Below are 22,348 nucleotides of genomic sequence, written 5' to 3'. Positions count from 1 at the left end.
TGCCTTATTACGCAACGTCGCGTCGACGGGTGTCGACAATTGCTCGGAATTGAAAAAAGTGGGCAACATTGTATCACTACGCGTTAATTCCTCAACGCCGACACGGCGTCCGGCAAGTTTATTTCACCCTGCCAGCATCGTATTTCTTCCTATTATGCGCAAAGAATCGGCATATCTGGCGATAAATATCGCAGCTTGCTTAAATTTGCGGCGAACGATTGAAATCATTTTAAAAACCGTTGACTCACTTTGAACTATCCCTATAATGCGACTCCAACAAGACGGGGCGATTAGCTCAGTTGGTAGAGCATCTCCTTTACACGGAGGGGGTCGGCGGTTCGAGCCCGTCATCGCCCACCATCTTGTTGAGAGCAGTAAGAAAAATGAGGGTGATTAGCTCAGTTGGTAGAGCATCTCCTTTACACGGAGGGGGTCGGCGGTTCGAGCCCGTCATCACCCACCATCATTTTCATGCTCAAGCAGTACCTGGAAGTCCCGAAGTGGGTGATTAGCTCAGTTGGTAGAGCATCTCCTTTACACGGAGGGGGTCGGCGGTTCGAGCCCGTCATCACCCACCACTTCTATGGGTCGTTAGCTCAGTTGGTAGAGCAGTTGACTTTTAATCAATTGGTCGCAGGTTCGAATCCTGCACGACCCACCATATTAGAAAAAAGCGCCTTTTGGCGCTTTTTTTGCATGTGCGCTCCGTAATAATCCCCAACGCCAACATGACATATGCCTCAGAGGTCGTGTTGGATGAGAACCTGCGTTCAGGTTCGAGCCGAGCGAAGCGAGACGATAACGCGCAGCGTTGCCCGTAGGGCGAAGGCCAAAGGCCGAGTCAATCCTGCACGACCCACCATTTTAGAAAAAAGCGCCTTTTGGCGCTTTTTTTTGCATGTGCGCTCCGTAATAATCCCCAACGCCAACATGACATATGCCTCAGAGGTCGTGTTGGATGAGAACCTGCGTTCAAGTTCGAGCCGAGCGAAGCGAGACGACAACGCGCAGCGTTGCCCGTAGGGCGAAGGCCAAAGGCCGAGTCAATCCTGCACGACCCACCATTTTAGAAAAAAGCGCCTTTTGGCGCTTTTTTTTGCATGTGCGCTCCGTAATAATCCCCAATGCCAACATGACATATGCCTCAGAGGTCGTGTTGGATGAGACAAAAGCGTTTACGCTTTTGAACAGCGCTTGTGCTGGCCCGTAGGGCGATCAATCCTGCACGATCCGCCATATACGTCCTGTCACCACGCCCTGCGCCCTTTCCACAGCCCAAACAAAAAAGACGCAGCCTGCGCTGCGCCTCCGTTATCCGGCCATAGCCACACGGTAGCCCTCAGGCCGCCAGCGTCGCCCCGCCGTCAATCACAATATCCTGCATGGTGATATGGCTGGCCATATCCGAAGCCAGGAACAGAATGGCATCGCTGACCTCCTGCGGCTGAGCGATTTTCCCCAGCGGAATGCCCAGCTTAAACTGCTCGGGGAAACCGTTGATGGTTTTTTGCTCGCCGCTTTCATCCTGCCACATGCCGCGCTGCATCGGCGTATTGGTCGAACCTGGCGACACCATATTCGAACGCACGCCGAATTCGGCCATTTCCAGCCCCACGGTCTGGCACAGGCTACGCAGCGCCGCCTTGGAGGCGCAATAAGCCGCCATGCCGACGCGCGGCACGTGCGCCGCGTTGGAGGCAATGCTGACGATCGCACCGCGACGCTGGCGGCGGAATACCGGCAGCGTGTGGCGGAACATATTGAACGCCCCGCCGGCGTTGACGTTCAGGCAGGCCATCCAGTCGGCGCTGCTGGTGGCGTCGGTCAGGCCCATGCGCAAAATGCCGGCGCCGTTGACCAGCACGTCCAGCTCGCCGTGTTCCGCCAGCAGCCGCGTGCATACGCGATCCACCGCCTCGGCGTCAGCGATATCCAGCACTTCGGTGCGAAATGGGTACGCCGACTCGGCGAACCGCAGATCAAAGCCGATAACCTCGGCACCCGCTTCCGCAAACTGTCGCGCGGTCTGTAAGCCGATGCCGGCGCCTGCGCCGGTCACCCACACGCGTTTGCCGCTAAAATCCCAGTTGCTCATCCGGCCTGCTCTCCGGCGAGCAGCGCCCACCAGCTGTCAATGGTCGGATTTTTGGCCAGCGCGATAAAATCGATATCGCCGCGAATTTTACGCCAGCGCGTCGCCAGCTCCATAATGCGCACCGAATCCAGACCGTAGTCAATCAGGTTCTCGTCGTTGCCCATCTCTTCGCTGTCTTCATCCAGCAGCGGCAGGATCATCGCCCGCAGCGCCTCTTTGCTGGCGATGGCGTTGCTTTGCGGCAGCAGTTCGGCGGTGCTGACCACGCGGCCGCAGCGGCCGGCGGTGTAGCGCAGCGCCATCAGGTGTTCGTCGCGCGAGAAGTCCGCCAGCCCATCCGCCACCATAAACGGCTGGATATTACGCATAAAGGCGTCGATGGAGGTGGTCAGGCAGCCGATATGCGCGTACACGCCGCAGATAATCAGCTGGTCACGGCCGGTTTCCTGCAAGATGTCCTGCAGCGGCGAGCGATGGAAGGCGCTGTAGCGCCATTTCACCAGCACGGTGTCATCCTCTTCCGGCGCCAGCGCAGCCACCACCGCCTGCTGTTGCGGATGCTTATTCAGCCCCGGCCCCCACATATCGTTCAGCAGCGCACGGTCTTCATCGCTCTGCTGGTTCGGCTGCGCGGTATAAAATACCGGGATGCCCTGAGACTTGCAGTAGCGGCGCAGGTTGGCGATATTCTCCACCACCTGTTTGATCATCGGGCTGTCTTCACCCCAGAAGTTAAGAAAATACTGCTGCATATCGTGAATCAGCAGCGCGGCGCGCTGTGGCTCAACCGCCCAGTTGACCTTATTGGCCGGTAATTCAGCCGCGGTCGGCAGCGCATAATCATTGAGTTTAGGAATGGCCATCGTTCAATCTCCCTGGACCTGGGTGGCTTGCTGCGCTTCCAGCAGGCGCTGGCGCAACAGTTTCTTGTCAACTTTACCGACCGCCGTCAGCGGCAGGCTCTCAACCTGCACAAAACGGTCCGGTAATTTAAATTCAGCAACGCCCTGCTCACGCAGATGACGGCGCAGCACCACCGGCTTGAGCGCCTCGCCGGCGATAAAATAGGCGCAGCTCTTTTCACCCATCAGCGCATCCGGCATCGATACCAGCGCGGCGTTAATCACCGCACCATGACGCAGCAGCAGGTTTTCGATCTCTTCCGCCGCGATCTTCTCGCCGCCGCGGTTAATCTGGTCTTTTTGTCGCCCTTCCACGCAGATATAGCCGTCTTCGGTCATGCGGATCAGATCGCCGGAACAGTAGAAACCGTCGGCGTCGAACGCGTCGGCATTGTGCGCCGGGCTCTGGTAGTAACCGCGGAAGGTGTACGGGCCGCGCGTCATCAGGCGACCGACCTGGCCGGCCGGCAGCGGATTACCGTCGTCATCAGCCACCCAGACTTCGTCGTCCGGCGACATCGGGCAGCCCTGCGTGGTGAGGATATGGCGATCGTCATCGTCCAGTTGGGTATAGTTCACCAGCCCTTCCGCCATGCCGAACACCTGCTGCAGCTGGCAGCCAATCTCCGCCGGAATGCGCGCCGCCAGGCTTTCGCCCAGCTTGGCGCCGCCGACCTGCAGCAGCTTCAGGCTGGCGAGCGGCGCGTTGCCGCCCCACTCTTCAATCGCCTGCAGCCACAACGTGACCGCCGGCGGCACCAGCGCGGTGACGTTAATCTGATGCTGCTCAATCAGTTTGAAGCACTGGCCGGCGTCCGGATCCGCGGCGAACACCACCTGACCGGCGGCATAAAATACGCCCAGCACGCCCGGCGAGCTCATCGGGTAGTTATGCGCCACCGGCAGCGCGCAAAGGTAACGCGTCTCGCCGTCAAAACGGCACACCTCTACGCTGCGGCGAATGCTGTAGTAGTAATCATTGTGGGTACGCGGAATCAGTTTCGGCGTGCCGGTGCTGCCGCCGGACAGCTGGAAAAACGCCACCTGGTCGGCCGCAGACGGCGTCGCGCGGAAATCGCCGCGCTCTTCCGCCAGCATCGCCGCCAGCGACTGTTCGCCCTGCGCCTGGCTGCGCAGCGCCACCACGCGCAGCGACGGGTGCTGCGCCCGGAAGGTCGCCAGAAAATCGTCATTGCCGAACAGCGCGTGTTTGCTGTCGGCAATCAGCACCGCCGGTTTGATTTGCTCGGCGTAGGCGCTCAGTTCGCTGCGCTGGTGACTGAACAGCGCATTGACCGGCGCCACGCCAATTTTCAGCAGGGCGAAGAAGGTGACATAAAATTCCACCACGTTGCCCAACTGCACCAGGGCGGTTTCCCCCGGCTGAATACCGCGGCGCAGCAGTGCGGCGGCCAGGCGATCTGACTGTTGATGCAGCTGGCGATAGCTCAGGCTGCCCTCGGCGTCGACCAGCGCGGTCGCGTCGCTGTCCGCCTGGCGATCGAGAATGTCGGTCAGCGGTTGGTCGATCCAGTAGCCGCGGTCGCGGTAGCGCTGGGCAAACTCGGCCGGCCACGGGGTAAATGCAATACTCATGGTGTTGTTATCCTTGGTTCAATCCAAACGCACGCAAAATGGTGCTGAGCTTGGTGCCGGTTTCATGCCATTCAGACTCCGGCGAAGAATCTTTAACGATGCCGGCGCCGGCAAACAGGCGCACCCGGCGACCCTGCACGGTGCCGCAGCGGATGGTGACCACCCACTCGCCGTTGCCTTCGGCGTCGCACCAGCCGACGATGCCGCCGAACAGGTCGCGGTCAAAAGGCTCCAGTTCGGCAATCAGATCGCGCGCTTTCAGCGTCGGCGTGCCGCACAGCGCCGGCGTAGGGTGCAGCAGGCAGGCCAGCGACAGCGCATTCTCCCGGCGGCAGTCCACTTCGCCATCGATCGGCGTCGACAGATGCCACAGCGTGGTGGTGCTCAGCAGTTCGGGAGCCGTCGGGATATTCAGGTAGCGGCAGCGGCCGGTCAGCACCTGGCGCATGCCTTCGGTGACAAAATCGTGCTCGACGTTATCTTTGCTCGACGCCAGCAGCTGCTCGCTCACCTCACGGTCGCGCTGCGGATCGGCGTCGCGTCGGGCGGAGCCGGCCAGCGGGTTGGAATAGAACTGCGCGCCGGACTTACGCAGCAGCAGTTCCGGGCTGGCGCCCAGCAGCGCCCCGTCTTCCAGCGGCACATGGAAATGAAAGCCGTTCGGGTTCTGCGCGATAATGCGCGCCATCAGCGCCTGGCGGTCGACCGGCTGCCGGGTTTCGATTTCCAGCAGGCGCGACAGCACCACCTTATCCAGCTCGCCGCTGGCGGTTGCCGCCACGGCGTCGCTGACCATCTGCATAAAGGGCGCCTGCGCCGGCAGTTCATTCAGGGCGTCAATTTCCGGGCCGTCGGCGTCGGCCGCCGGCTGCGCCGCCATAAAGGCTTCGCGATCAAACCACTGGGTATGCTGCGGAATAAACAGCGACGACGGCTGGCGGGTATCAAACGGGATCGCGCCGCACAGCACCGGCTTTTTTATGCCGGCCAGCCGCGCGTCGTCAAAGGCGTGACGCACGGCCTGCTGAAACTCGCCGTTGATATCATCACCGCCGGCGGCCGGCAGGGTGATAGTGGCAAAGCACCCTTGCGTCGTCAGGCTGCGAAAAGGTGATGTGAAAAAGAAGCCTGACGCCGGATCGACACCGAATTGCGCCTGTTCGTTCTCTTTCGCGTGCGGTGCCTTCTGCTGAGCACCATTCACGGCTGTATCCATGGGTACGCCCTCTGTTATTCGCCAATAATAACCAATATAATAATGATTATCATTTGTGTTTCGTGGCGCTAAATTACCCTCCGTCTCTGGCTATGTCAATAAACGTAAACACTTCTTTACCCTGATAATCATGGTATAAACGTTGTGGTATTCTCTAGATAAATGATAACCATTAAGCTTTTCGCATTTAACGGCGAGTCAGGCTCGTCAACGACACCAACAAGGATTACCCGGATGAAGAAGATCCTGCTTTTGGGGCTGGCGTTATTGGCCATCTCAGCAGCACAGGCGGCTTCCCCACAGTGGCCCCGCACGATTGAAACCTCCCACGGCCCCGTCACCCTCAAGCAGCCCCCGACGCGCATCGTTTCCACCAGCGTGACCCTGACCGGCACCCTGCTGGCGATTGACGCCCCGGTGATCGCCAGCGGCGCCACCAACCCCAACGGGCGCTTTACCGATAAGCAAGGCTTCTTCCTGCAGTGGGGAAAGATCGCCACACAGCGCGGCGTGAAACGTCTGTATGTCGGCGAGCCCAATGCCGAAAGCATTGCCGGCGAAGCGCCGGACCTGATTGTGATTTCCGCCACCGGCGGCGACTCCGCGCTGCAGCTGTATGACCAGCTGTCCGTCATCGCGCCGGTGCTGGTGGTCAACTATGACGATAAAAGCTGGCAGGAGCTGGCGAAAGAGCTGGGTTATGCCACCGGGCGCGACGCCCAGGCCGAGAAACTGACCGCCGACTTCGCCGCCCGCGAACAGGCGCTGAAGCAGCACATCACGCTGCCGCCGCAGCCGGTCTCCGCCCTGGTTTTCCGTCAGGACGGCAAAGCCGCCAACCTGTGGACCGGCGAATCCTCACAGGGGAAAATGCTGCAGCAGCTGGGGTTCACCCTGGCGCAGCCGCCGGCCAACCTGCACACCAGCACCAGCCAAGGCTCGCGTGAAGATATTGTTCAACTGTCGGGAGAGAGTCTGGCGGCGGGGCTGAATGGCCAGACGCTGCTGCTGTTCGCCAATGACGAGAATGACGTACAGCGTCTGGTGAATAATAAATTTCTGGCGCAGCTGCCGGCGGTGCAAAATAAACAGGTCTATGCGCTCGGCAACGAAACCTTCCGTCTGGACTACTACAGCGCCAGCAACCTGCTGACGCTGTTGGAAAAACGCTTTACTTCCCGCTAGTCTGCGCCACAGCGGGCTGGAGGGTCGCCTCCGGTTCGCTGCGCGTTACCCGCCGCAAACTGCCCATCACCAACAGCAGCACCACGCCCAGCAGCGCCGCACCGAAGCCGAAGCCGGTCGAGGTCATGGCCGGCAGCATAAACGCCCCCATCGCCCCCAGCAGCAGCGCGCCCAGCGCGTCGCCCACCACGTTCTGCGCGGTCCACAGGCCGTTGACGCGGCCAAGGAACGCATCCGGCGTCAGGTTCTGAATCAGCCCGTACTGCAGCAGGGAATTCAGCGCGCTCAGATAGCCAAAGGCCACCAGACACGCCAGCGCCAGGCCGTACCACGGCATCAGGCCAAACAGGCCGACGGCGATAAAGGCAGCGATGGCGGTCAGCAGCATCATCCAGCCCGGCCGCGCCACCTGCGCCACCCGGCCGCTGGTGAAGGCGCCGAGGGCGGCGCCCAGCGGCACGGCGGCATACATAAAGCCCAGTTGCGAAGCGTCAACGCCCCAACTGCCGGCCAGCGCCGGATACAGGATGCGCACCGCGCTGGCCATGGTCAGCAGCGCGCCGATCAGCGCCACCATGCCAATCACTTTATTCTGGAACAGGAAGGAGAAACCGCCGGCCAGCGCCTTCAGCGGGTGTTCGCGCGGCTGCTCCGGCGGCGGCAGCTGCGGCAGACGCAGCAACGGAACCAGCGTCAGCAGCGTGCCAAGCGCCGCCAGCCCGTAGTTCCAGGCCACTCCCGCGTGGGCGATCAGCAGACCGCCCGCCGCCGGTGAGAGAATCGAACCAAAGCGAACCGTCAGCATGCTGATGGCGCCGGCCTGTACGATATTTTCACGGCCGACCAGCGCCGGCGTCGCCGCCAGCAGCGCCGTGACGCCCACCGCACCGAAGAAGCCGTCCCACACCGCCAGCAGGTAAATCGCCGTCAGCGACGGCTCCGGCAGCGCCGCATTGAGGCACATGCCGACAAAGCCGACGCCGCAGGTGGAGCGGGCAAACAGGATCAGGCGACGGCGCTCATAGCGGTCGGCCAGGACGCCGCCCATCAGCAGACCGGCAAACATGCCGCCGCCGGCCAGCGTCACCGCCAGACCAACCAGCAGCGTCGAATCGGTCAGCGCCTGGATCTGCACCGGAATGGCAATCGCCATCAATCCCAGCGCCAGAATAGAGATAAAGCGCGCGCAGAAAACGGCGCGGAACGCCTGATTGGTCTTTAACAAACCAAAATCAAGCAAAATCGAGGGCTTACTCATGTGTTTTATCACCACAGCTTTATAAAGGAATTGCACGCTTGCTACTGCAATGGGGCAGCGACTCATGCTACCATAGATGAATACAATCAATAATGATAATAAATATCATTAATATTCAATTGAATAATGGGCTGTTATGTTCCGGCTTACACACAATTGCTCGCACGCTGCTTCAGCGCCCCAGGAAACTCTGTTTTTAGGTACTACGCGCACCTTTCGCCGCCGGCTCTACGCGCTGCTGTTCGCCGTACTGATACTGCTGCTGATGATGGCGCTCAGCCTGGCGCTGGGCGCCCAATCCATCCCCTTCTCCACCGTTCTGCAGGCATTAAACGGCCAGTGCAGCGGCGTTGACTGCGTGATCATCACCGACGCCCGCCTGCCGCGTACGCTGATCGGCGTGCTGGCCGGCATCGCGCTCGGTCTGGCCGGCGCCCTGATGCAGACCTTGTCGCGCAACCCGCTGGCAGACCCGGGCATTCTCGGCGTCAACGCCGGCGCCGGTTTCGCCGTGGTGCTGGGCATGTCGCTGTTCGGCGCCACCGACATCGGCCAATATCTGTGGTTCGCTTTTGCCGGTGCGCTCTGCGCCTCGCTGCTGGTGGCGCTGGTAGGCGCACTCGGGCGCAGCACGCTGAATCCGGTGCGCCTGACGCTGGCGGGCGTGGCGCTGGGCGCGGTGCTGGACGGCATGACCACCGGGATTTCTCTGCTTAATCCGCAGGTGTTCGACCAGCTGCGCTTCTGGCAGGCCGGCTCGCTGGATATCCAAAATATGCAGGTGGTGCGCACCGTCGCGCTGCCGATTCTCCTCGGTACGCTGATCGCCCTGTGGCTGACCAAAGCCCTCAACAGCCTGAGCATGGGCAGCGATCTGGCCACCGCGCTGGGTACCGGCATCGTACGTACGCAGCTGCTCGGCCTGCTGGCAATCACCCTGCTGTGCGGCGGCGCCACCGCCGCCGTCGGCCCAATCGCCTTCGTCGGCCTGATGATGCCGCATATCGCCCGCCGTCTGGCCGGCTCCGAACTGCACTGGATTTTACCCTGGACGCTGGTGCTGACGCCGATCCTGCTGCTCAGCGCCGATTTAGTCGGCCGTTTCCTGGTGCCGGGCGAGCTGCGCGTCTCCATCGTCACCGCGCTGATTGGCGCACCGGTGCTGATTGCGCTGGTGCGTCAGCGTCATATGTTCAGGAGGAGTCGCTGATGGCCAGCCATACCGCCATGTTGTCCGCGCCGCAACGCGCCGCCCGCCTGTCGCGCGCCACCCTGACCGTGCTGCTGCTCACCGCCGCCTGCGCGGCGCTGGCCGTCTACGCCCTCGGCGCCGGCACGCTGTCTTTGAGCGCTGCGCAGGTGATTGACGCCCTGCGCGGCGAAGGCCCCGCCAATCTGGCGGTAATCGTCACCCAGTGGCGTCTGCCGCGCGTGGTGATGGCGCTGCTGCTGGGCGCGGCGCTCGGCATCAGCGGCGCGATATTCCAATCGCTGCTGCGCAACCCGCTGGGCAGCCCCGACGTTATCGGTTTCAATACCGGTGCCTACAGCGGTGTACTGGTGGCCGTGGTGCTGTTTAACAGCAGTATCCTCGGCATCACCAGCGGCGCGCTGGCCGGCGGCCTGCTGACCGCGCTGCTGGTCTACCTGCTGGCCTGGCGTAACGGCGTTGACGCCTTTCGCCTGATTATCGTCGGCATCGCGGTACGCGCGCTGCTGATGGGCGCCAATACCTGGATGATCGTCAGCGCGTCGCTGGAGGCATCGATGACCGCCGGCCTGTGGAGCGCCGGTTCACTGAACGGCATCACCTGGGCGAAAAGCCAGCCGGCGCTGCTGGCAATCGCGCTGTCGACGCTGCTGTTGTGCGGCCTGTCGCGCCGCATGCGTCTGCTGGAGATGGGCGACGACGCCGCCTGCGCGCTCGGCGTTTCGGTCGATCGATCGCGCGTTCTGCTGTTGCTGCTCGGCGTGGTGCTGACCGCCGCGGCTACCGCTGTCGCCGGGCCGATCTCCTTTATCGCGCTGGTGGCGCCGCAGATCGCCCGCCGCCTGTGCGCCAACCGCCACGTGCTGCTGCTGACCGCGCTGACCGGCGCCCTGCTGCTGCTGGCGGCCGACGTCGCCGCCCAGCGGCTGTTTATACCGTATCAATTGCCGGTCGGCGTGCTGACCGTCTGCCTGGGCGGTATTTACCTGATTTGGCTATTAATCCGTGAGTCACGTAGAAAATGAATACTGTAACGCCGCTGTCCGCGCCGCTGCGCGCCGAAAACCTGACGCTGGGCTATGACAAGAAAATCGTGGCGAGCGACCTGTCCGTCGCCATTCCGCACGGCGAGCTGACGGTCATTATCGGCCCCAACGCCTGCGGCAAGTCGACGCTGTTGCGTACCCTCAGCCGCCTGATGCAGCCGCAGCAGGGCCAGGTGTGGCTGAATGACAAACCCATCCGCGACTACGCCACCAAAGAGGTGGCGCGCCAGCTCGGGCTGCTGCCGCAAACGTCGATCGCCCCCGGCGATATTACCGTGTTCGATCTGGTGGCCCGTGGCCGCTATCCTCATCAGCGCCTGTTCAGCCGCTGGCGGGAGGAGGATCAGCAGGCGGTAGAAGAAGCGATGCGCGCCACCGGCGTGGCAGATCTGGCGGAACAGGCGGTCGACACGCTCTCCGGCGGTCAGCGCCAGCGCGTATGGATCGCCATGGTGCTGGCGCAGCAAACGCCGCTGCTCTTGTTGGACGAACCGACCACCTGGCTGGATATCACCCACCAGATCGAACTGCTGGAGTTGATGCGCCAGCTGAACCGCGAGCGCGGCCATACGTTAGTGGTGGTGCTGCACGATCTGAACCATGCCTGCCGCTACGCCACCCATCTGATTGCCATGCGCGGCGGAAAGGTGATCGCCGAAGGCGCGCCGAAAGATATCGTCACGCCGCAGCTGATCGAAGAGGTGTACGGCCTGAAGTGCATGATCATTGACGATCCGGTATCGCATACGCCGCTGGTGGTGCCGCTGGGTAAACCCTGAACTTTGCGATCGGCCTTCCTGATTTAAACATCGCCGTTTGCCGTCCCCCAGCCCCGTCGTTAACCTACCGGGAACCACGGATCAAAGGCATTAAATCATGGAAGATATCGTCAACGGCCAATGCCCGCCCCGGCAGAGGCCGCTTTCTGCAACAACGCATAAAGAAATCATTCGTCAGGCTCTGGCCGATATGAATACGGTGTTAATTGCCGGCGGGTTGACCATCACGGCTGTTCAACGCGCCGATGAAAGCTGGCTACACCACAATATGCATCGGCTCAGACTCAACTGGCGCCATTTAGTATCACGCTTTGACGACCGCACCATGCGTTACCGCCACCAGGAAGGCTTTGATTTTGCCTTCAAACTACAAACGGACCCTACGCAGCCTGCCGGCATTTGCCTGTGTATCTACGATGTTCACTTCAATACTCTCGAAGTCACTGCCCTTGAAAACTTTGTGACGGATAACGCACGGCACCCGCTCCACGGCAAAATGTTTAAGTACGTGTTGTATACCTTATATTTCTATGCGCTCGGGCTGATAGCACGCTGCGGCTGTGATGAAAAAACGCTGCGCATAACCATCCGCCAGGCGATTAATCCGCATACGCTTCGCTACTACTTATCCCATGCCGACTTCCGGCAGATTCCCGGCAGTATGGACTGCGTTACGCGTTTTAGCGCACTGGAAGCCTATATTGAAAACTACGCGCGCTGACGTTGGGTTCGCAGCAAACTCATGGTAAAATTTGTCCAATTTTCAGACAGCAGACAAGCGAGGGAAATGCAGATGCTCAACACTAAACGTCCGATCGCCGAGCGCCGGGCCCTGGCGCTCAACCGCCTGGTCCGCTCGGTTCAGTCAGAACAGGACCTGCCATCCAATAACCCGGTTATTGAAGCGTCCGGCCCGCCTTCCGGCACTACGGCTGCAGATAATCCCATGCTGCATCGGCATGTGCATGCCGATTCCCCATCAGACTGACACCGATTAACGATAAAAAAGGCGCTTACGCGCCTTTCTAATGCCTCATCATCGGGCGCAACGCGCCCTGCCCGCCTACAGCGTACGCAAGATACGGTTCAGCAGCGGCCCCAGCACCTTGAACGACGCCGGCGATACGATGTCCACATGCGCGCAGTCCAGCTCGTGTACCTGCAACGCATCAACATATTCCGCCCAGGTCTGCTGCACGTCCATCCCTTCCTGCAGCGTGCGTTTGGCGACAAACAGCGTCGCCTGACCACGGAAGTTGGCGGTATGGGTACGGGACAGCAAGCGTACCGAGTCGGCGTAATTGGCTTCAATATTGTCGAACATCGCCGTGCGGGTCTCACCCAGCGCCGGGTCCAGCGTATCTTCCGACACCGCCAGGAACTGTTCGCGCTCGCGCTGCACTTCTTTCAGCACGTTATCGTCCAGCATCACGTCCCAGTTCTGCGTTTCCGGCGGATAGGTATCCAACAGTCCGAGGAACGCCACCTCTTCACCGCGCGCCTGCAGCCGGGCGGCAATGCCCTGCGCCAGCGTGCCGCCCAGCGAATAACCGATGAAGTGGTACGGGCCGTGCGGCTGTACCGACAATACCGTCGCCAGATGCGCCTCGCATACCTGATCCATATCTTCGCTCAGCGCCAGCGGGCCGTCAGGCCGCGGCGACTGAATGCCCACCAGCGACCAGTGCTGATCGATATAGCGCGGCAATACGCTGAACTGCCAGGAGAAACCGGAGGCCGGATGCAGGCAGAACAGCGTCGGGCCGTCGGTAGTGCGCAGCGGCAGCACGCTGTCGAAGCCGCAGCGGTCGGCCTCTTCCTGCGTACGCTCCTCCGCCAGCAGCGCCGCCAGCTGTTCCACCTTCGACGCCACCATCACCTGTCCGACTGAAACTGCCTTATCCAGATCGCGGCGCAGTTCCGCCGCCAGACGCATCGCCAGCAGCGAATGACCGCCCAAGGCGAAGAAGTCGTCGTCGGCAAACACCTGCTCACGCTGCAGCAGACGGGCGAACACCGCGGCGATCTCGCTTTCCAGCCCGGGCAGCGGTTCACGGCCGGCGCTGCGCGTGCCGCTTTGCGGCTGCGGCAGGGCTTTACGATCCAGTTTGCCGTTGGCGCTGAGTGGCAGCTCCGCCATCTCCACCAGCGCGACCGGCACCATATGCGGCGGCAGGCGGTCGGCCAGCGCAGCGCGCAGCGCCGTCAGATCCAGCGTCACCCCCGCCTGCGGCACCAGATAGCCCACCAGCTGGCGCGCGTCGCCACCGGCGTCCGTCGGCGTACCGGTCAGCACCAGCGCATGGGTCACCGCCTGCTGCACGCCCGGCAGCGACAGCAGCGCGTGATCGATCTCGCTCAGTTCGATGCGCTGCCCGCGGATCTTCAGCTGATCGTCGCTGCGCCCCAGATATTCCACCGCCCCGTCGGGCAGCCAGCGCGCCACGTCGCCGGTGCGGTACATCCGCCCGCCGTCGCCGAACGGATCGGCAACAAAACGGCTGGCGGTCAGCTCCGGCCGCCCCAGATAGCCGTGCGCCAGCTGCACCCCGGTCAGGTACAGATCCCCGGCAACGCCCGGCGGCACCGGGCGCAGACGCGCATCAAGAATACGCAGCCCGGTATTCCACACCGGCAGGCCAATCGGTACGTTGGCGCCGGTCACCGCCGCCAGCGCTTCGCCCCAGGCCGGATGCCAGGTCACGTCCACCGCGGCCTCCGTCGGGCCATACAGGTTGTGCAGCGGCACCGCGGTGCGGCTCTGCCACTGACGGCACAGCTCGGCCGGCAGCGCTTCGCCGCTGCAGAACACCCGGCGCAGGCTGGCGCACTGTTCAACCGCTTCCGGCCCTTCCAGCGCGCTGACAAACGCCGCCAGCATCGACGGCACAAAGTGCATGGTGGTCACGCGGTGGCGGGCGATCAGCTGCTGCAGCTGCTGCGGGTCACGGTGCGCTTCCGGCAGAGCCATCACCAGCTGCGCGCCGACGATCAGCGGCCAGAAGAACTCCCAGACCGACACGTCGAAACTGCACGGCGTTTTCTGCAGCACCACGTCTTGCGCATTCAGCGGATAGTGGTCCTGCATCCACAGCAGGCGGTTAACGATCGCCTGATGGCCGACCAGTACCCCTTTCGGCCGGCCGGTGGAGCCGGAAGTGAAAATAATATAGGCCGGATGGTGCGGCGTCGGCCCCGTCACCTCGACCTGCGCGGCATGGTCGGCGGCCAGCGGCGCATCGAACAGCAGGATATCGCTCTGTCCGGCAAAACGCGCCTGCTGCGACGGTTCAGTGATAATCAGCCGCGGTGTGGCGTCTTCCAGCATCATCGCCAGACGCTCATCGGGATAACCGGTATCCAGCGGCAGATAGGCGGCGCCGGCTTCAACAATCGCCATCAGCGCCAGCGACAGGAATACCGAACGCGGCAGCGCCACGGCAACGATATCGCCCGGCCGCACGCCCTGTACGGTCAGCTGGCGCGCCAGCGCGCTCACCTGTTCGCGGGTCTCGCGGTAGGTAAAGCGGAAATGCGCATCGGACAGCGCCGGCGCGTCCGGCGTGCGCTGCGCCTGCTGCGCCAGCAGGCCGCTCAGCGTCTGCGGCGCCACCGGGTGGGCAGTATCATTCACCTGCTCCAACAGCGCATGGTCAGCGGCGGTCAGCATATCGGCTTCCCCCACCGGCAGCTGCGGCCGGGCGGTAAACTGGCTCAGCAGCAGCGGCAAACGCTGCAGATGAGCCGCCAGTTCATCGCGCTGATAACGCTCGGCATTGGCCAGCAGTTCTACCTTCAGCTGGCCGTCGTCGCCGATAAACAGCGCAATTTCCAGATCGCGCACCGGCCCGGAGGCCAGATCGTGGGTAATGCCGGCAATACCGTCAAAATCCAGCTGGTAATCAAACATTTTAAAATTGAATACCGTGCCGTACAGCGGCTCGGCATCGCCAATGCGTCCCAGATCGCGCTGCACCTGCTCGGCATCATAACGCTGATGGCGGCGCACCTTCTTCAGCTCACGGCTGAGCGTGAGCGCCACCTCCGCCAACGTCGCCTGCGGATCTACCTGCATCTCCATCGGCAAGACGTTAATCACCGGCCCGGTGGCGCACAGCGCGGCGGAGCCGGTACGGCGCATAAAGATAAAGCCGGCGCTGAAGTGCGGCTGGCCGCTCAGGCGCGACACCCACAGCGCCAGCAGCGCGATCGTCATATCGGCGGCGTTGAGCTGATGCTGGCGGCCAAGCGCCGCCAGCGGCGCGAAATCGGCCGCCGAACAGTGCTGGCTCAGGCGATGAATGCGCGTGGTCGGCGCCTGCCCGGCCAGCGGCTGCGGGCTGAGGGTCGCCGGCGGCGGCAGCTGGGCTGCCTTGTCGCGCCAATAACCGGCATCCCGCTGCCAGCCGGCGGACTGTTGATACGCCTGATATTCGGCCACTACGTCGCTAAATGCGCTGAACGGCGTCGGATCCGGCGTTTCGCCGCGGCGCAGCCGGCTGTAAATGTGGGCGACACGACGGGTAATGGCGGTAAAGCTGAAGCCATCGACCAGCATATGGTGATAGCGCTGATACCAGAACCAACGATCGTCCGCCACGCGCATCAGCACGTTGCGGTACAGCGGGTTTCCGCTGCTGACACGCAGCTCGCCGTCGAGATCGATGTCCATCAGCGCCGTCGCCGCGGCTTCGGCGTCCGCCGAGTCGGTAAAATCGAGATATTCCGCCGCGTGGATGGCACACTCTGCATCCAGCCACTGCAGCGGCACGCCGTCGCGCTCTTCAAAGCGCAGGCGCAGGGTATCGGCCTCGGACAATCCCAGGCCGATGGCGCGCAGCAGGCACTCTTTGTCCAACGCGCCATTCAGTTCAATATAATGCGCCACCGCATAGGCATTGCCGTGCGGCGAAATTTGATCGGCGACCCAGATGCCGGGCTGCGCCGCAACCAGCGGCATCTCCGGGCATGCCTGATAATCCGCCGCTAAATTAGAATTTTCTGACACCGTACTTGCTCCAGTCATCATTGTTGCTCACGCTGCGCGGCGGGCCGCATGTCCCGCCAGTGCGTTTCCAGCCAGCCGACGCATTCGGCGCGTTCTGCCGGGCCGAACACCGTACGCCAGCCGTCCGGTGCCGGACTGAAGTCAGGCCACAGGCTGTACTGCTGCTGCCCGTTGCACAGAATCAGGCAGCGCTGCTGCGGGTCGTCAAACGGGTTCGGCATGTCCATCGCGGGCTCCTTGAATCAGACGGGGATCGGCAACCGGCGTGGTTTGGTGGGCGGTGACAAAATCAGGCTGCCACAGCGCCTGCAGGCCATCCAGCAGGCCGCCGCGCCAGCACAACGCATCATGGCCGCCTTCGACCGCCCGATAGTGCACCCGATGTCCGCGCTGGCTGAGCAGCGTCGCCATCTGGCCGCTGACCCGATGCACCAACGGCTCATGCATGCCGGCTTCCATAAACACCTTTAGCGCGCCGTGGCTGCCCAATCCCTGCTCTACCTGACGCTGCAGCCAGCAGGCGTCCTCTGGCGGGGTCGGCAGTTGCAGCATATCGCGCCGCGGCCACCAGTAAGAACCGGACTGGGCGATTACCGCGCCGAAACGCTGCGGCCAGTTCAACCCGGCATACAACGCGGAGAGGCCGCCAAAACTTTGCCCGGCCACCACGGTGCGCGCAGCCTCGGCGCTGTGCGGCGCCCACTCCGCCAACTGCGGCAGCAGCTCTTCCTGCAGCGCCAGCCAGAAATCGGGGTTACAGCTCAGCTCCTGGGCGCGATGTTTCAAATCGATAATATCGATCAGCACATACATCGCTGCCGGCAACTGGCCTGCACGGGTCATCTGCATCAGCGGATCCCACACCGGCATCTGCTGTGCCCAGAACTGGCCGTCGAGCAGAATCGCCAGCGGTCGCTGCGTCGGATCGCCGTCGCCGGTGGTGTACACCCACACTTTGCGGCTGTTGCCGAGCCGCTCGCTGTGCCAGGTATGCTGCTGCAGACGCGCCGGCGCCGGCGGAATGCAGCGGCCGCTGGCAACCTCATAGTTGTCAAAATCATGCCAGGCAGGCTGCGGCGGCGCTTCCGGCATATGCAGCCCGGAGACAATATTACCGCCGGCGGCCGGCCAGGAGCGGTAAGGGTTCAACAGATCGTGCGTCGCGCTGGCGAACACCTGATGCCACCAATGGCGCCGCGCATGCATATTGGCGTGGGCATCGGCCCCGTCGACGCGCAGCGGACGGTCGTCCATGCTGGGAATAAAGCAGTAACTGCCGCGCCAGTCGGCGTTCAGTTCAGTTTGCCAGTACCACACATCGCTGCCGCTCAGACGCTGCAGACTCTGCGGCGGATTCGGCTGATGGTGGTCGGTCAGGCAATTAATGTTGATCCAGACGCGCTTATAGGCGGACGTCAGTTCGCACCCCTGCGGATCGCGCCAGAGGAAGGTCACCTTCCAGCGGCCGTTGTCGGTCGGTTCCACCAACGGCGTGCCGCGCCGGGCAATCTCCAGCCACCAGCCATGGCTCCCGACGTGCTTGCTTGTTAATAACGTACTGCTTGTTGGCTGTTGTTCAGTTTTCAAAACACCCACTCACCTGGTAGTTGGCATAACACGCTGTGCGCACGGAAAATATCCGGCTGCCCTACCGCATATATAGACACGGCAAATCGAATACTATTGATAATTATTTTCATTTGCAATAGTGTGTACGGGCCCACAAACAGGGTCGGTATTCTTCATCGGGGACGGATGCCGATTATTAGTAACGGGTCGAATGCCGAGCGCGTCTCCGGCTTATTCTATCCATGAATCATTGACGACATAAAAAACGACAACCGGCTGCCCTGCCGGCATGAGCTACGCCGCAGGGATGGCAAAACGGCAGGAAATCACAATGAATCGCACACTTTCTCGTTATTCTCTGGCTACCTTTATCGGCCTGGGTTTAGGCGCGTCCACTTTGGCACACGCCGCACAGCAAACGGATACCCCCTCAAACGCGGAAAACACCGCCGCCGCTGACGATAAAAAACCAGCAAAACCGGCCGAAGACACCATCCTGGTGACCGCCGCCAAGCAGAACCTGCAGGCGCCCGGCGTCTCCACCATCACCGCCGACGAAATCAAAAAGCGCCCGCCGGCGCGCGATATCAGCGAACTGATCCGCACCATGCCCGGCGTCAACCTGACCGGCAACTCCACCAGCGGCCAGCGCGGCAACAACCGCCAGCTGGATATCCGCGGCATGGGGCCGGAAAACACGCTGGTTCTGATCGACGGTATGCCAGCCAGCAGCCGCAACTCGGTGCGTCAGGGCTGGCGCGGCGAGCGCGATACCCGCGGCGACACCGCCTGGGTGCCGCCGGAAATGATTGAGCGCATCGAAGTGCTGCGCGGCCCGGCCGCCGCCCGCTACGGCAGCGGCGCCGCCGGCGGCGTGGTCAATATCATCACCAAGAAACAGACCAAAGAACTGCACGGCTCGCTGAATGCCTACTACAACATTCCGCAGCATAAAGAGGAAGGCGCCACCAAACGCACCGACTTCAGCCTGGCCGGGCCGTTAACCGATACCCTGAGCTTCCGCCTGTTTGGCGGCTACAGCAAAACCCAGGCTGATTCCCAATATATCAACCAGGGTCATCAGTCCGACCGCTACGGCGCCTATGCCGACAGCCTGCCGGCCGGTCGCGAAGGGGTGATCGACAAAAACATCAACGGCCTGCTGCACTGGGATTTCGCCCATCTGCAATCGCTGGAGTTCGAATATGGCTACGGCCGTCAGGGCAACCTGTACGCCGGCGATACCCAGAACACCAACAGCAATGACCTGGTGAAGGATATGTACGGTAAAGAGACCAACCGTATGTACCGCGAAACCTACGCCTTACGTTATCAGGGCGCCTGGGACAACGGCGTCAGCACCAATAACTATGTGCAATACGAAAACACCCGCAACTCGCGGATGAACGAAGGGCTGGCCGGCGGCACCGAAGGGATTTTCAACGAGAAAGACGCCGGCTTTAACGACACCGATCTGGACGATATCCTGCTGCACAGCGAAGTCAGCGTGCCGTTCGAGATGTGGGTGCCGCAAACCGCCACGCTGGGCGCCGAATGGAACCAGCAGAAGATGAAGAGCAGTTCAATCGTCAGCCAGGCGCTGCAGGGCGGCGATATCGACGGTCTCTCCAGTTCGGATCGCAGCCCCTACTCATCCGCGCGTATTTTCTCGCTGTTTGCCGAAGATAATATTGAGCTCACCGACACCACCATGCTGACGCCGGGCATGCGCTACGATCACCACTCGGTGTCCGGCGATAACTGGAGCCCGTCGCTGAATCTGTCGCAGGAGCTGGGTGAATACTTCACCCTGAAGATGGGCATCGCCCGCGCCTATAAAGCGCCGAACCTGTTCCAGACCAACCCGAACTATATCCTGTACAGCAAAGGCCAGGGCTGCGCCAACAGCTCCAGCGGCGTCGGCTGCTACCTGATGGGCAACGACGATCTGAAGGCAGAAACCAGCGTGAACAAAGAAATCGGGCTGGAGTTCCACAACGACGGCTGGCTGGCCGGCGTCACTTACTTCCGCAACGACTACCGCAACAAGATCGAAGCCGGCTACACGCCTGTCAGCCAGACCAGCAACGGTAAAACCGACATCTACCGCTGGGAGAACGTGCCTAAGGCGGTGGTGCAGGGTCTGGAAGGGTCGCTGAACGTGCCGGTCAGCGAAACGGTCTCCTGGACCAACAACCTGACCTATATGATCGAGAACAAGAATAAGACCACCGACGATTACCTGTCGGTTATTCCCAAGTTCACGCTCAACTCCACCCTGAGCTGGCAGGCGACGCAGGACCTGTCGATGCAGAGCACCCTGACCTGGTACGGCCGTCAGAAACCGAAGAAGTACAACTACAAAGGGGAAGCCACCAGCGGCAGCGAAAGACGTGAAGTCAGCCCGTACGCCATCGTCGGTCTCAGCGCCACCTACGACGTCAGCAAAAACGTCAGCATGACCGCCGGGGTCGACAACCTGTTCGACAAACGCCAGTTCCGCGCCGGCAACGCGCAGAACGTCGGCAACCCGACCACCGGCGCGGTCAATATCGCCGGCGCCGGGGCGGCTACCTACAACGAACCGGGCCGCACCTTCTATATGAGCATCAACACCCACTTCTGATAGCGGGTAGCGCCCGGGATGAAAACATCCTCCCCCGGCTCTGTCATAAAAAACCGGTCAGCATGCTGACCGGTTTTTTTTTATTATCAACGCTCTCCTGGGCGCGCTTTCTATCAGGTAAAGAAGTCCGCTTAAATCATCTGACTGAAATTCATCTGCGCCATCAGCTTGTAGTTATCGGCGTAATCCACCGGGATCGCCACCACCACCGGCCCCTGAATCTCCATCGCCTTACGCAGCACCGGCCGCAGCTCGTCCACCGACTGGACGGCGAAGCCCACCGCGCCGCAGGATTCGGCGTAGGCTTTAAAATCAATCGGCCCGAATGACACGCCGGATTTGCGCTGGTACTTGTTCACTTCCTGCATTTCCACCATGTTATAGGCGTTATCCACCCAGATAACGTGCACGATATTGGTTTTCAGCCGCACCGCGGTTTCCAGCTCCATGCTCGACTGCATAAAGCCGCCGTCGCCGGAAATCGACACCACCTTATCCCCCGGCCGCACCAGCGCCGCACCGATGGCCCACGGCAGCGCCACGCCCATGGTTTGCTGGCCGTTGGAAATCAGCAGCTGACGCGCGCGGAAGCTGTACAGATAGCGGGCGATCCAGATATGGAAGCTGCCCATATCCACGCACAGCGTCACGTCATCGCTGACGATATCCTGCAGCTCCTTCACGATGCGCAGCGGATGAATCGGCATGCCGCCGCGGCGCGCCGCGCGCTCGGCCAGCTCGCTGCGCTGGCGGCTCAGATCGGCCAGAATGGTTTCCACCTCCGTCGGTATGGTCAGCCGCCCCGGCAGGCTGTCGCCGAGCGCCTGAATGGTGGCGCTGATATTGCCCACCAGTTCGACGTCCGGCCGGTAACAACAGTCGATCTCCGCCGGCTGCACGTCGATATGCACCAGCTTCAGATGACGCGCGCCGTTCCACATACACGGGTCGTACTCAATCGGCCCGTAGCCGACGCTGACCACCAGATCGGCCTTTTGCAGCAGCTGATCCGCCGGTTGGTTATTGAACAGGCCGACGCGGCCGGCGAAGCGGGCAAAGTGATTAACGTCAATCGCCCCGGCCGCCTGATAGGTGCCGACCACCGGCATCTGCGTACGGTACAGCAGCTGACGCACCGCCTCGCTGTTTTCCGGCCGACTGGCCTGCAGCCCCAGCAGCAGCACCGGGCAGGCGGCCTGCTGAATCAGCGCCGCCGCCCGCTGAATATCGTCGCTGGCCGCGGCGCCCATGCGCGGTGCGGGGCAGCCGGCCAGCACCGGCGCGCTCACCGGCTCATTGACGATATCCATCGGCAGACTGATAAAAGACGCCCCCGGGCGGCCGAACTCGGCGCTGCGGAAAGCATTGGCGATCACCTCAGAAATCGCCGAACCGGCGTGTACTTCAGCGCAATATTTGGTCACTGGGCGGAACATGCTGACGGTATCCATACTCTGGTGGGTCTGCTTGAGGTTATCGGCACGTTTCACCGCCCCGCCCAGCGCCACCACCGCATCGCCTTCCGAGGTGGCAGTGGCCAGGCCGGTAATCAGATTGGAGCTGCCGGGACCGGACGTCACCAGCGCCACCCCGGCCTTACCGGTCAGGCGGCCGACCGCCGCCGCCATAAAGGCGGCGTTGGCCTCGTGACGCACCACCACGGTCTCAATCGACGGCGCATCCTCCAGCGAATCAAACACCCGGTCGATTTTTGCCCCGGGGATGCCGAACACGTGCTTCACCCCCTGCGCTTCCAGATTTTTCACCACCAAATCGGCGCCGCACTGCCAGTTTTCATCCGTATTAAGCTGTTTCATGGTTCCACCTCATAAAGTAAAAAAATCGACCGCCGTTATTG

General features: G+C 61.9%; 16 protein-coding genes, 4 tRNA genes and 2 other RNA genes. 13 read left to right on the top strand and 9 right to left on the bottom strand.

Translation table 11 applies throughout. The features are described from left to right. Positions 1-284 precede the first annotated feature (284 nt). From FO014_RS17215 to FO014_RS17190, 6 genes are all read left to right on the top strand, one after another. A tRNA-Val gene (locus FO014_RS17215) sits at positions 285-360 on the top strand. 27 nt (positions 361-387) lie between these two features. Continuing rightward, a tRNA-Val gene (locus FO014_RS17210) sits at positions 388-463 on the top strand. A gap of 39 nt (positions 464-502) precedes the next feature. Further along, a tRNA-Val gene (locus FO014_RS17205) sits at positions 503-578 on the top strand. Between the two features lie 7 nt (positions 579-585). Then, positions 586-661: transfer RNA gene (locus tag FO014_RS17200), tRNA-Lys, on the top strand. A gap of 74 nt (positions 662-735) precedes the next feature. After that, positions 736-862: non-coding RNA, RtT sRNA (locus FO014_RS17195), on the top strand. 75 nt (positions 863-937) lie between these two features. After that, a non-coding RNA gene (locus FO014_RS17190) (RtT sRNA) lies at positions 938-1,064 on the top strand. 275 nt (positions 1,065-1,339) lie between these two features. Here FO014_RS17190 and dhbA read toward each other — a convergent pair. From dhbA to FO014_RS17170, 4 genes are read right to left on the bottom strand one after another with little or no spacing between them, the layout of a single operon-like run. After that, on the bottom strand, positions 1,340-2,095 hold the full coding sequence (dhbA, locus tag FO014_RS17185; RefSeq protein ID WP_160030403.1) for a 2,3-dihydro-2,3-dihydroxybenzoate dehydrogenase: 756 nt from the start codon (positions 2,093-2,095) through the stop codon (positions 1,340-1,342). Beyond that, positions 2,092-2,958 (bottom strand): isochorismatase, encoded by an 867-nt coding sequence (locus tag FO014_RS17180; protein WP_160030402.1) that lies wholly within the window; start codon positions 2,956-2,958, stop codon positions 2,092-2,094. The genes dhbA and FO014_RS17180 overlap by 4 nt, the downstream gene beginning before the upstream one ends. A 3-nt stretch (positions 2,959-2,961) precedes the next feature. Continuing rightward, the gene (locus tag FO014_RS17175) at positions 2,962-4,593 is read right to left on the bottom strand and encodes a (2,3-dihydroxybenzoyl)adenylate synthase (protein WP_160030401.1); all 1,632 of its coding nucleotides are present in this window, start codon (positions 4,591-4,593) and stop codon (positions 2,962-2,964) included. 7 nt (positions 4,594-4,600) lie between these two features. Beyond that, a complete protein-coding gene (locus FO014_RS17170; RefSeq protein ID WP_160030400.1) occupies positions 4,601-5,809 on the bottom strand; it encodes an isochorismate synthase in 1,209 nt (402 codons plus the stop codon). 234 nt (positions 5,810-6,043) lie between these two features. Between FO014_RS17170 and fepB the strand changes: the two genes are divergently transcribed. Next, entirely contained in the window at positions 6,044-6,994 is a 951-nt protein-coding gene (gene fepB, locus FO014_RS17165) for a Fe2+-enterobactin ABC transporter substrate-binding protein (RefSeq protein ID WP_160030399.1), read from the top strand. Here the strand turns inward: fepB and entS are convergent. Next, the gene (entS, locus tag FO014_RS17160) at positions 6,981-8,252 is read right to left on the bottom strand and encodes an enterobactin transporter EntS (RefSeq protein ID WP_160030398.1); all 1,272 of its coding nucleotides are present in this window, start codon (positions 8,250-8,252) and stop codon (positions 6,981-6,983) included. The genes fepB and entS overlap by 14 nt on opposite strands. A gap of 136 nt (positions 8,253-8,388) precedes the next feature. Between entS and fepD the strand changes: the two genes are divergently transcribed. The 5 genes from fepD to FO014_RS17135 all read left to right on the top strand — a co-directional run bounded on the left by fepD (position 8,389) and on the right by FO014_RS17135 (position 12,275). Next, on the top strand, positions 8,389-9,462 hold the full coding sequence (fepD, locus tag FO014_RS17155) for a Fe(3+)-siderophore ABC transporter permease (RefSeq protein ID WP_160030397.1): 1,074 nt from the start codon (positions 8,389-8,391) through the stop codon (positions 9,460-9,462). Next, positions 9,462-10,487 (top strand): iron-enterobactin ABC transporter permease, encoded by a 1,026-nt coding sequence (gene fepG, locus FO014_RS17150; RefSeq protein ID WP_111736682.1) that lies wholly within the window; start codon positions 9,462-9,464, stop codon positions 10,485-10,487. The genes fepD and fepG overlap by 1 nt, the downstream gene beginning before the upstream one ends. Then, entirely contained in the window at positions 10,484-11,287 is an 804-nt protein-coding gene (locus FO014_RS17145; protein WP_105232035.1) for an ATP-binding cassette domain-containing protein, read from the top strand. The genes fepG and FO014_RS17145 overlap by 4 nt, the downstream gene beginning before the upstream one ends. Before the next feature lie 97 nt (positions 11,288-11,384). Beyond that, complete coding sequence (locus FO014_RS17140) at positions 11,385-12,008, top strand: hypothetical protein (RefSeq protein ID WP_160030396.1); 624 nt, start codon at positions 11,385-11,387, stop codon at positions 12,006-12,008. Between the two features lie 72 nt (positions 12,009-12,080). Continuing rightward, positions 12,081-12,275, top strand: a complete 195-nt coding sequence (locus FO014_RS17135; protein WP_160030395.1) for a hypothetical protein — start codon at positions 12,081-12,083, stop codon at positions 12,273-12,275. Between the two features lie 75 nt (positions 12,276-12,350). Here FO014_RS17135 and FO014_RS17130 read toward each other — a convergent pair whose 3' ends face one another. The 3 genes from FO014_RS17130 to fes form a co-directional block, all read right to left on the bottom strand. Further along, positions 12,351-16,247, bottom strand: coding sequence for an enterobactin synthase subunit F (locus tag FO014_RS17130; protein WP_201282949.1), 3,897 nt, complete (start codon positions 16,245-16,247; stop codon positions 12,351-12,353). A 65-nt stretch (positions 16,248-16,312) separates the two neighbouring features. Continuing rightward, complete coding sequence (locus FO014_RS17125; protein ID WP_105232039.1) at positions 16,313-16,522, bottom strand: MbtH family protein; 210 nt, start codon at positions 16,520-16,522, stop codon at positions 16,313-16,315. Continuing rightward, positions 16,500-17,882 carry an enterochelin esterase gene (gene fes / locus FO014_RS17120; protein ID WP_160030393.1) on the bottom strand — a complete coding sequence of 461 codons (1,383 nt, stop codon included), beginning with the start codon at positions 17,880-17,882 and terminating at the stop codon, positions 16,500-16,502. The genes FO014_RS17125 and fes overlap by 23 nt, the downstream gene beginning before the upstream one ends. A 313-nt stretch (positions 17,883-18,195) precedes the next feature. Between fes and FO014_RS17115 the strand changes: the two genes are divergently transcribed. After that, entirely contained in the window at positions 18,196-20,490 is a 2,295-nt protein-coding gene (locus tag FO014_RS17115) for a TonB-dependent siderophore receptor (protein WP_105232041.1), read from the top strand. A gap of 131 nt (positions 20,491-20,621) precedes the next feature. Here FO014_RS17115 and alsS read toward each other — a convergent pair whose 3' ends face one another. Continuing rightward, positions 20,622-22,307: an acetolactate synthase AlsS gene (gene alsS / locus FO014_RS17110; RefSeq protein ID WP_105232042.1), complete on the bottom strand. Its 1,686-nt coding sequence runs from the start codon at positions 22,305-22,307 to the stop codon at positions 20,622-20,624. Positions 22,308-22,348 lie beyond the last annotated feature (41 nt).

It is taken from the genome of Serratia rhizosphaerae (assembly GCF_009817885.1).
Lineage (GTDB): Bacteria > Pseudomonadota > Gammaproteobacteria > Enterobacterales > Enterobacteriaceae > Serratia_B > Serratia_B rhizosphaerae.
The sequence above is the reverse complement of the archived record's forward strand: the minus strand, read 5'-3'. Positions and strand labels throughout refer to the sequence as shown.

Coding starts and splice junctions, on each gene's coding strand:
- dhbA (WP_160030403.1), bottom strand. CDS start 2,095: ATGAGCAACTGGGATTTTAGCGGCAAACGCGTGTGGGTGACCGGCGCA.
- FO014_RS17180 (WP_160030402.1), bottom strand. CDS start 2,958: ATGGCCATTCCTAAACTCAATGATTATGCGCTGCCGACCGCGGCTGAA.
- FO014_RS17175 (WP_160030401.1), bottom strand. CDS start 4,593: ATGAGTATTGCATTTACCCCGTGGCCGGCCGAGTTTGCCCAGCGCTAC.
- FO014_RS17170 (WP_160030400.1), bottom strand. CDS start 5,809: ATGGATACAGCCGTGAATGGTGCTCAGCAGAAGGCACCGCACGCGAAA.
- fepB (WP_160030399.1), top strand. CDS start 6,044: ATGAAGAAGATCCTGCTTTTGGGGCTGGCGTTATTGGCCATCTCAGCA.
- entS (WP_160030398.1), bottom strand. CDS start 8,252: ATGAGTAAGCCCTCGATTTTGCTTGATTTTGGTTTGTTAAAGACCAAT.
- fepD (WP_160030397.1), top strand. CDS start 8,389: ATGTTCCGGCTTACACACAATTGCTCGCACGCTGCTTCAGCGCCCCAG.
- fepG (WP_111736682.1), top strand. CDS start 9,462: ATGGCCAGCCATACCGCCATGTTGTCCGCGCCGCAACGCGCCGCCCGC.
- FO014_RS17145 (WP_105232035.1), top strand. CDS start 10,484: ATGAATACTGTAACGCCGCTGTCCGCGCCGCTGCGCGCCGAAAACCTG.
- FO014_RS17140 (WP_160030396.1), top strand. CDS start 11,385: ATGGAAGATATCGTCAACGGCCAATGCCCGCCCCGGCAGAGGCCGCTT.
- FO014_RS17135 (WP_160030395.1), top strand. CDS start 12,081: ATGCTCAACACTAAACGTCCGATCGCCGAGCGCCGGGCCCTGGCGCTC.
- FO014_RS17130 (WP_201282949.1), bottom strand. CDS start 16,247: ATGCCGCTGGTTGCGGCGCAGCCCGGCATCTGGGTCGCCGATCAAATT.
- FO014_RS17125 (WP_105232039.1), bottom strand. CDS start 16,522: ATGGACATGCCGAACCCGTTTGACGACCCGCAGCAGCGCTGCCTGATT.
- FO014_RS17115 (WP_105232041.1), top strand. CDS start 18,196: ATGAATCGCACACTTTCTCGTTATTCTCTGGCTACCTTTATCGGCCTG.
- alsS (WP_105232042.1), bottom strand. CDS start 22,307: ATGAAACAGCTTAATACGGATGAAAACTGGCAGTGCGGCGCCGATTTG.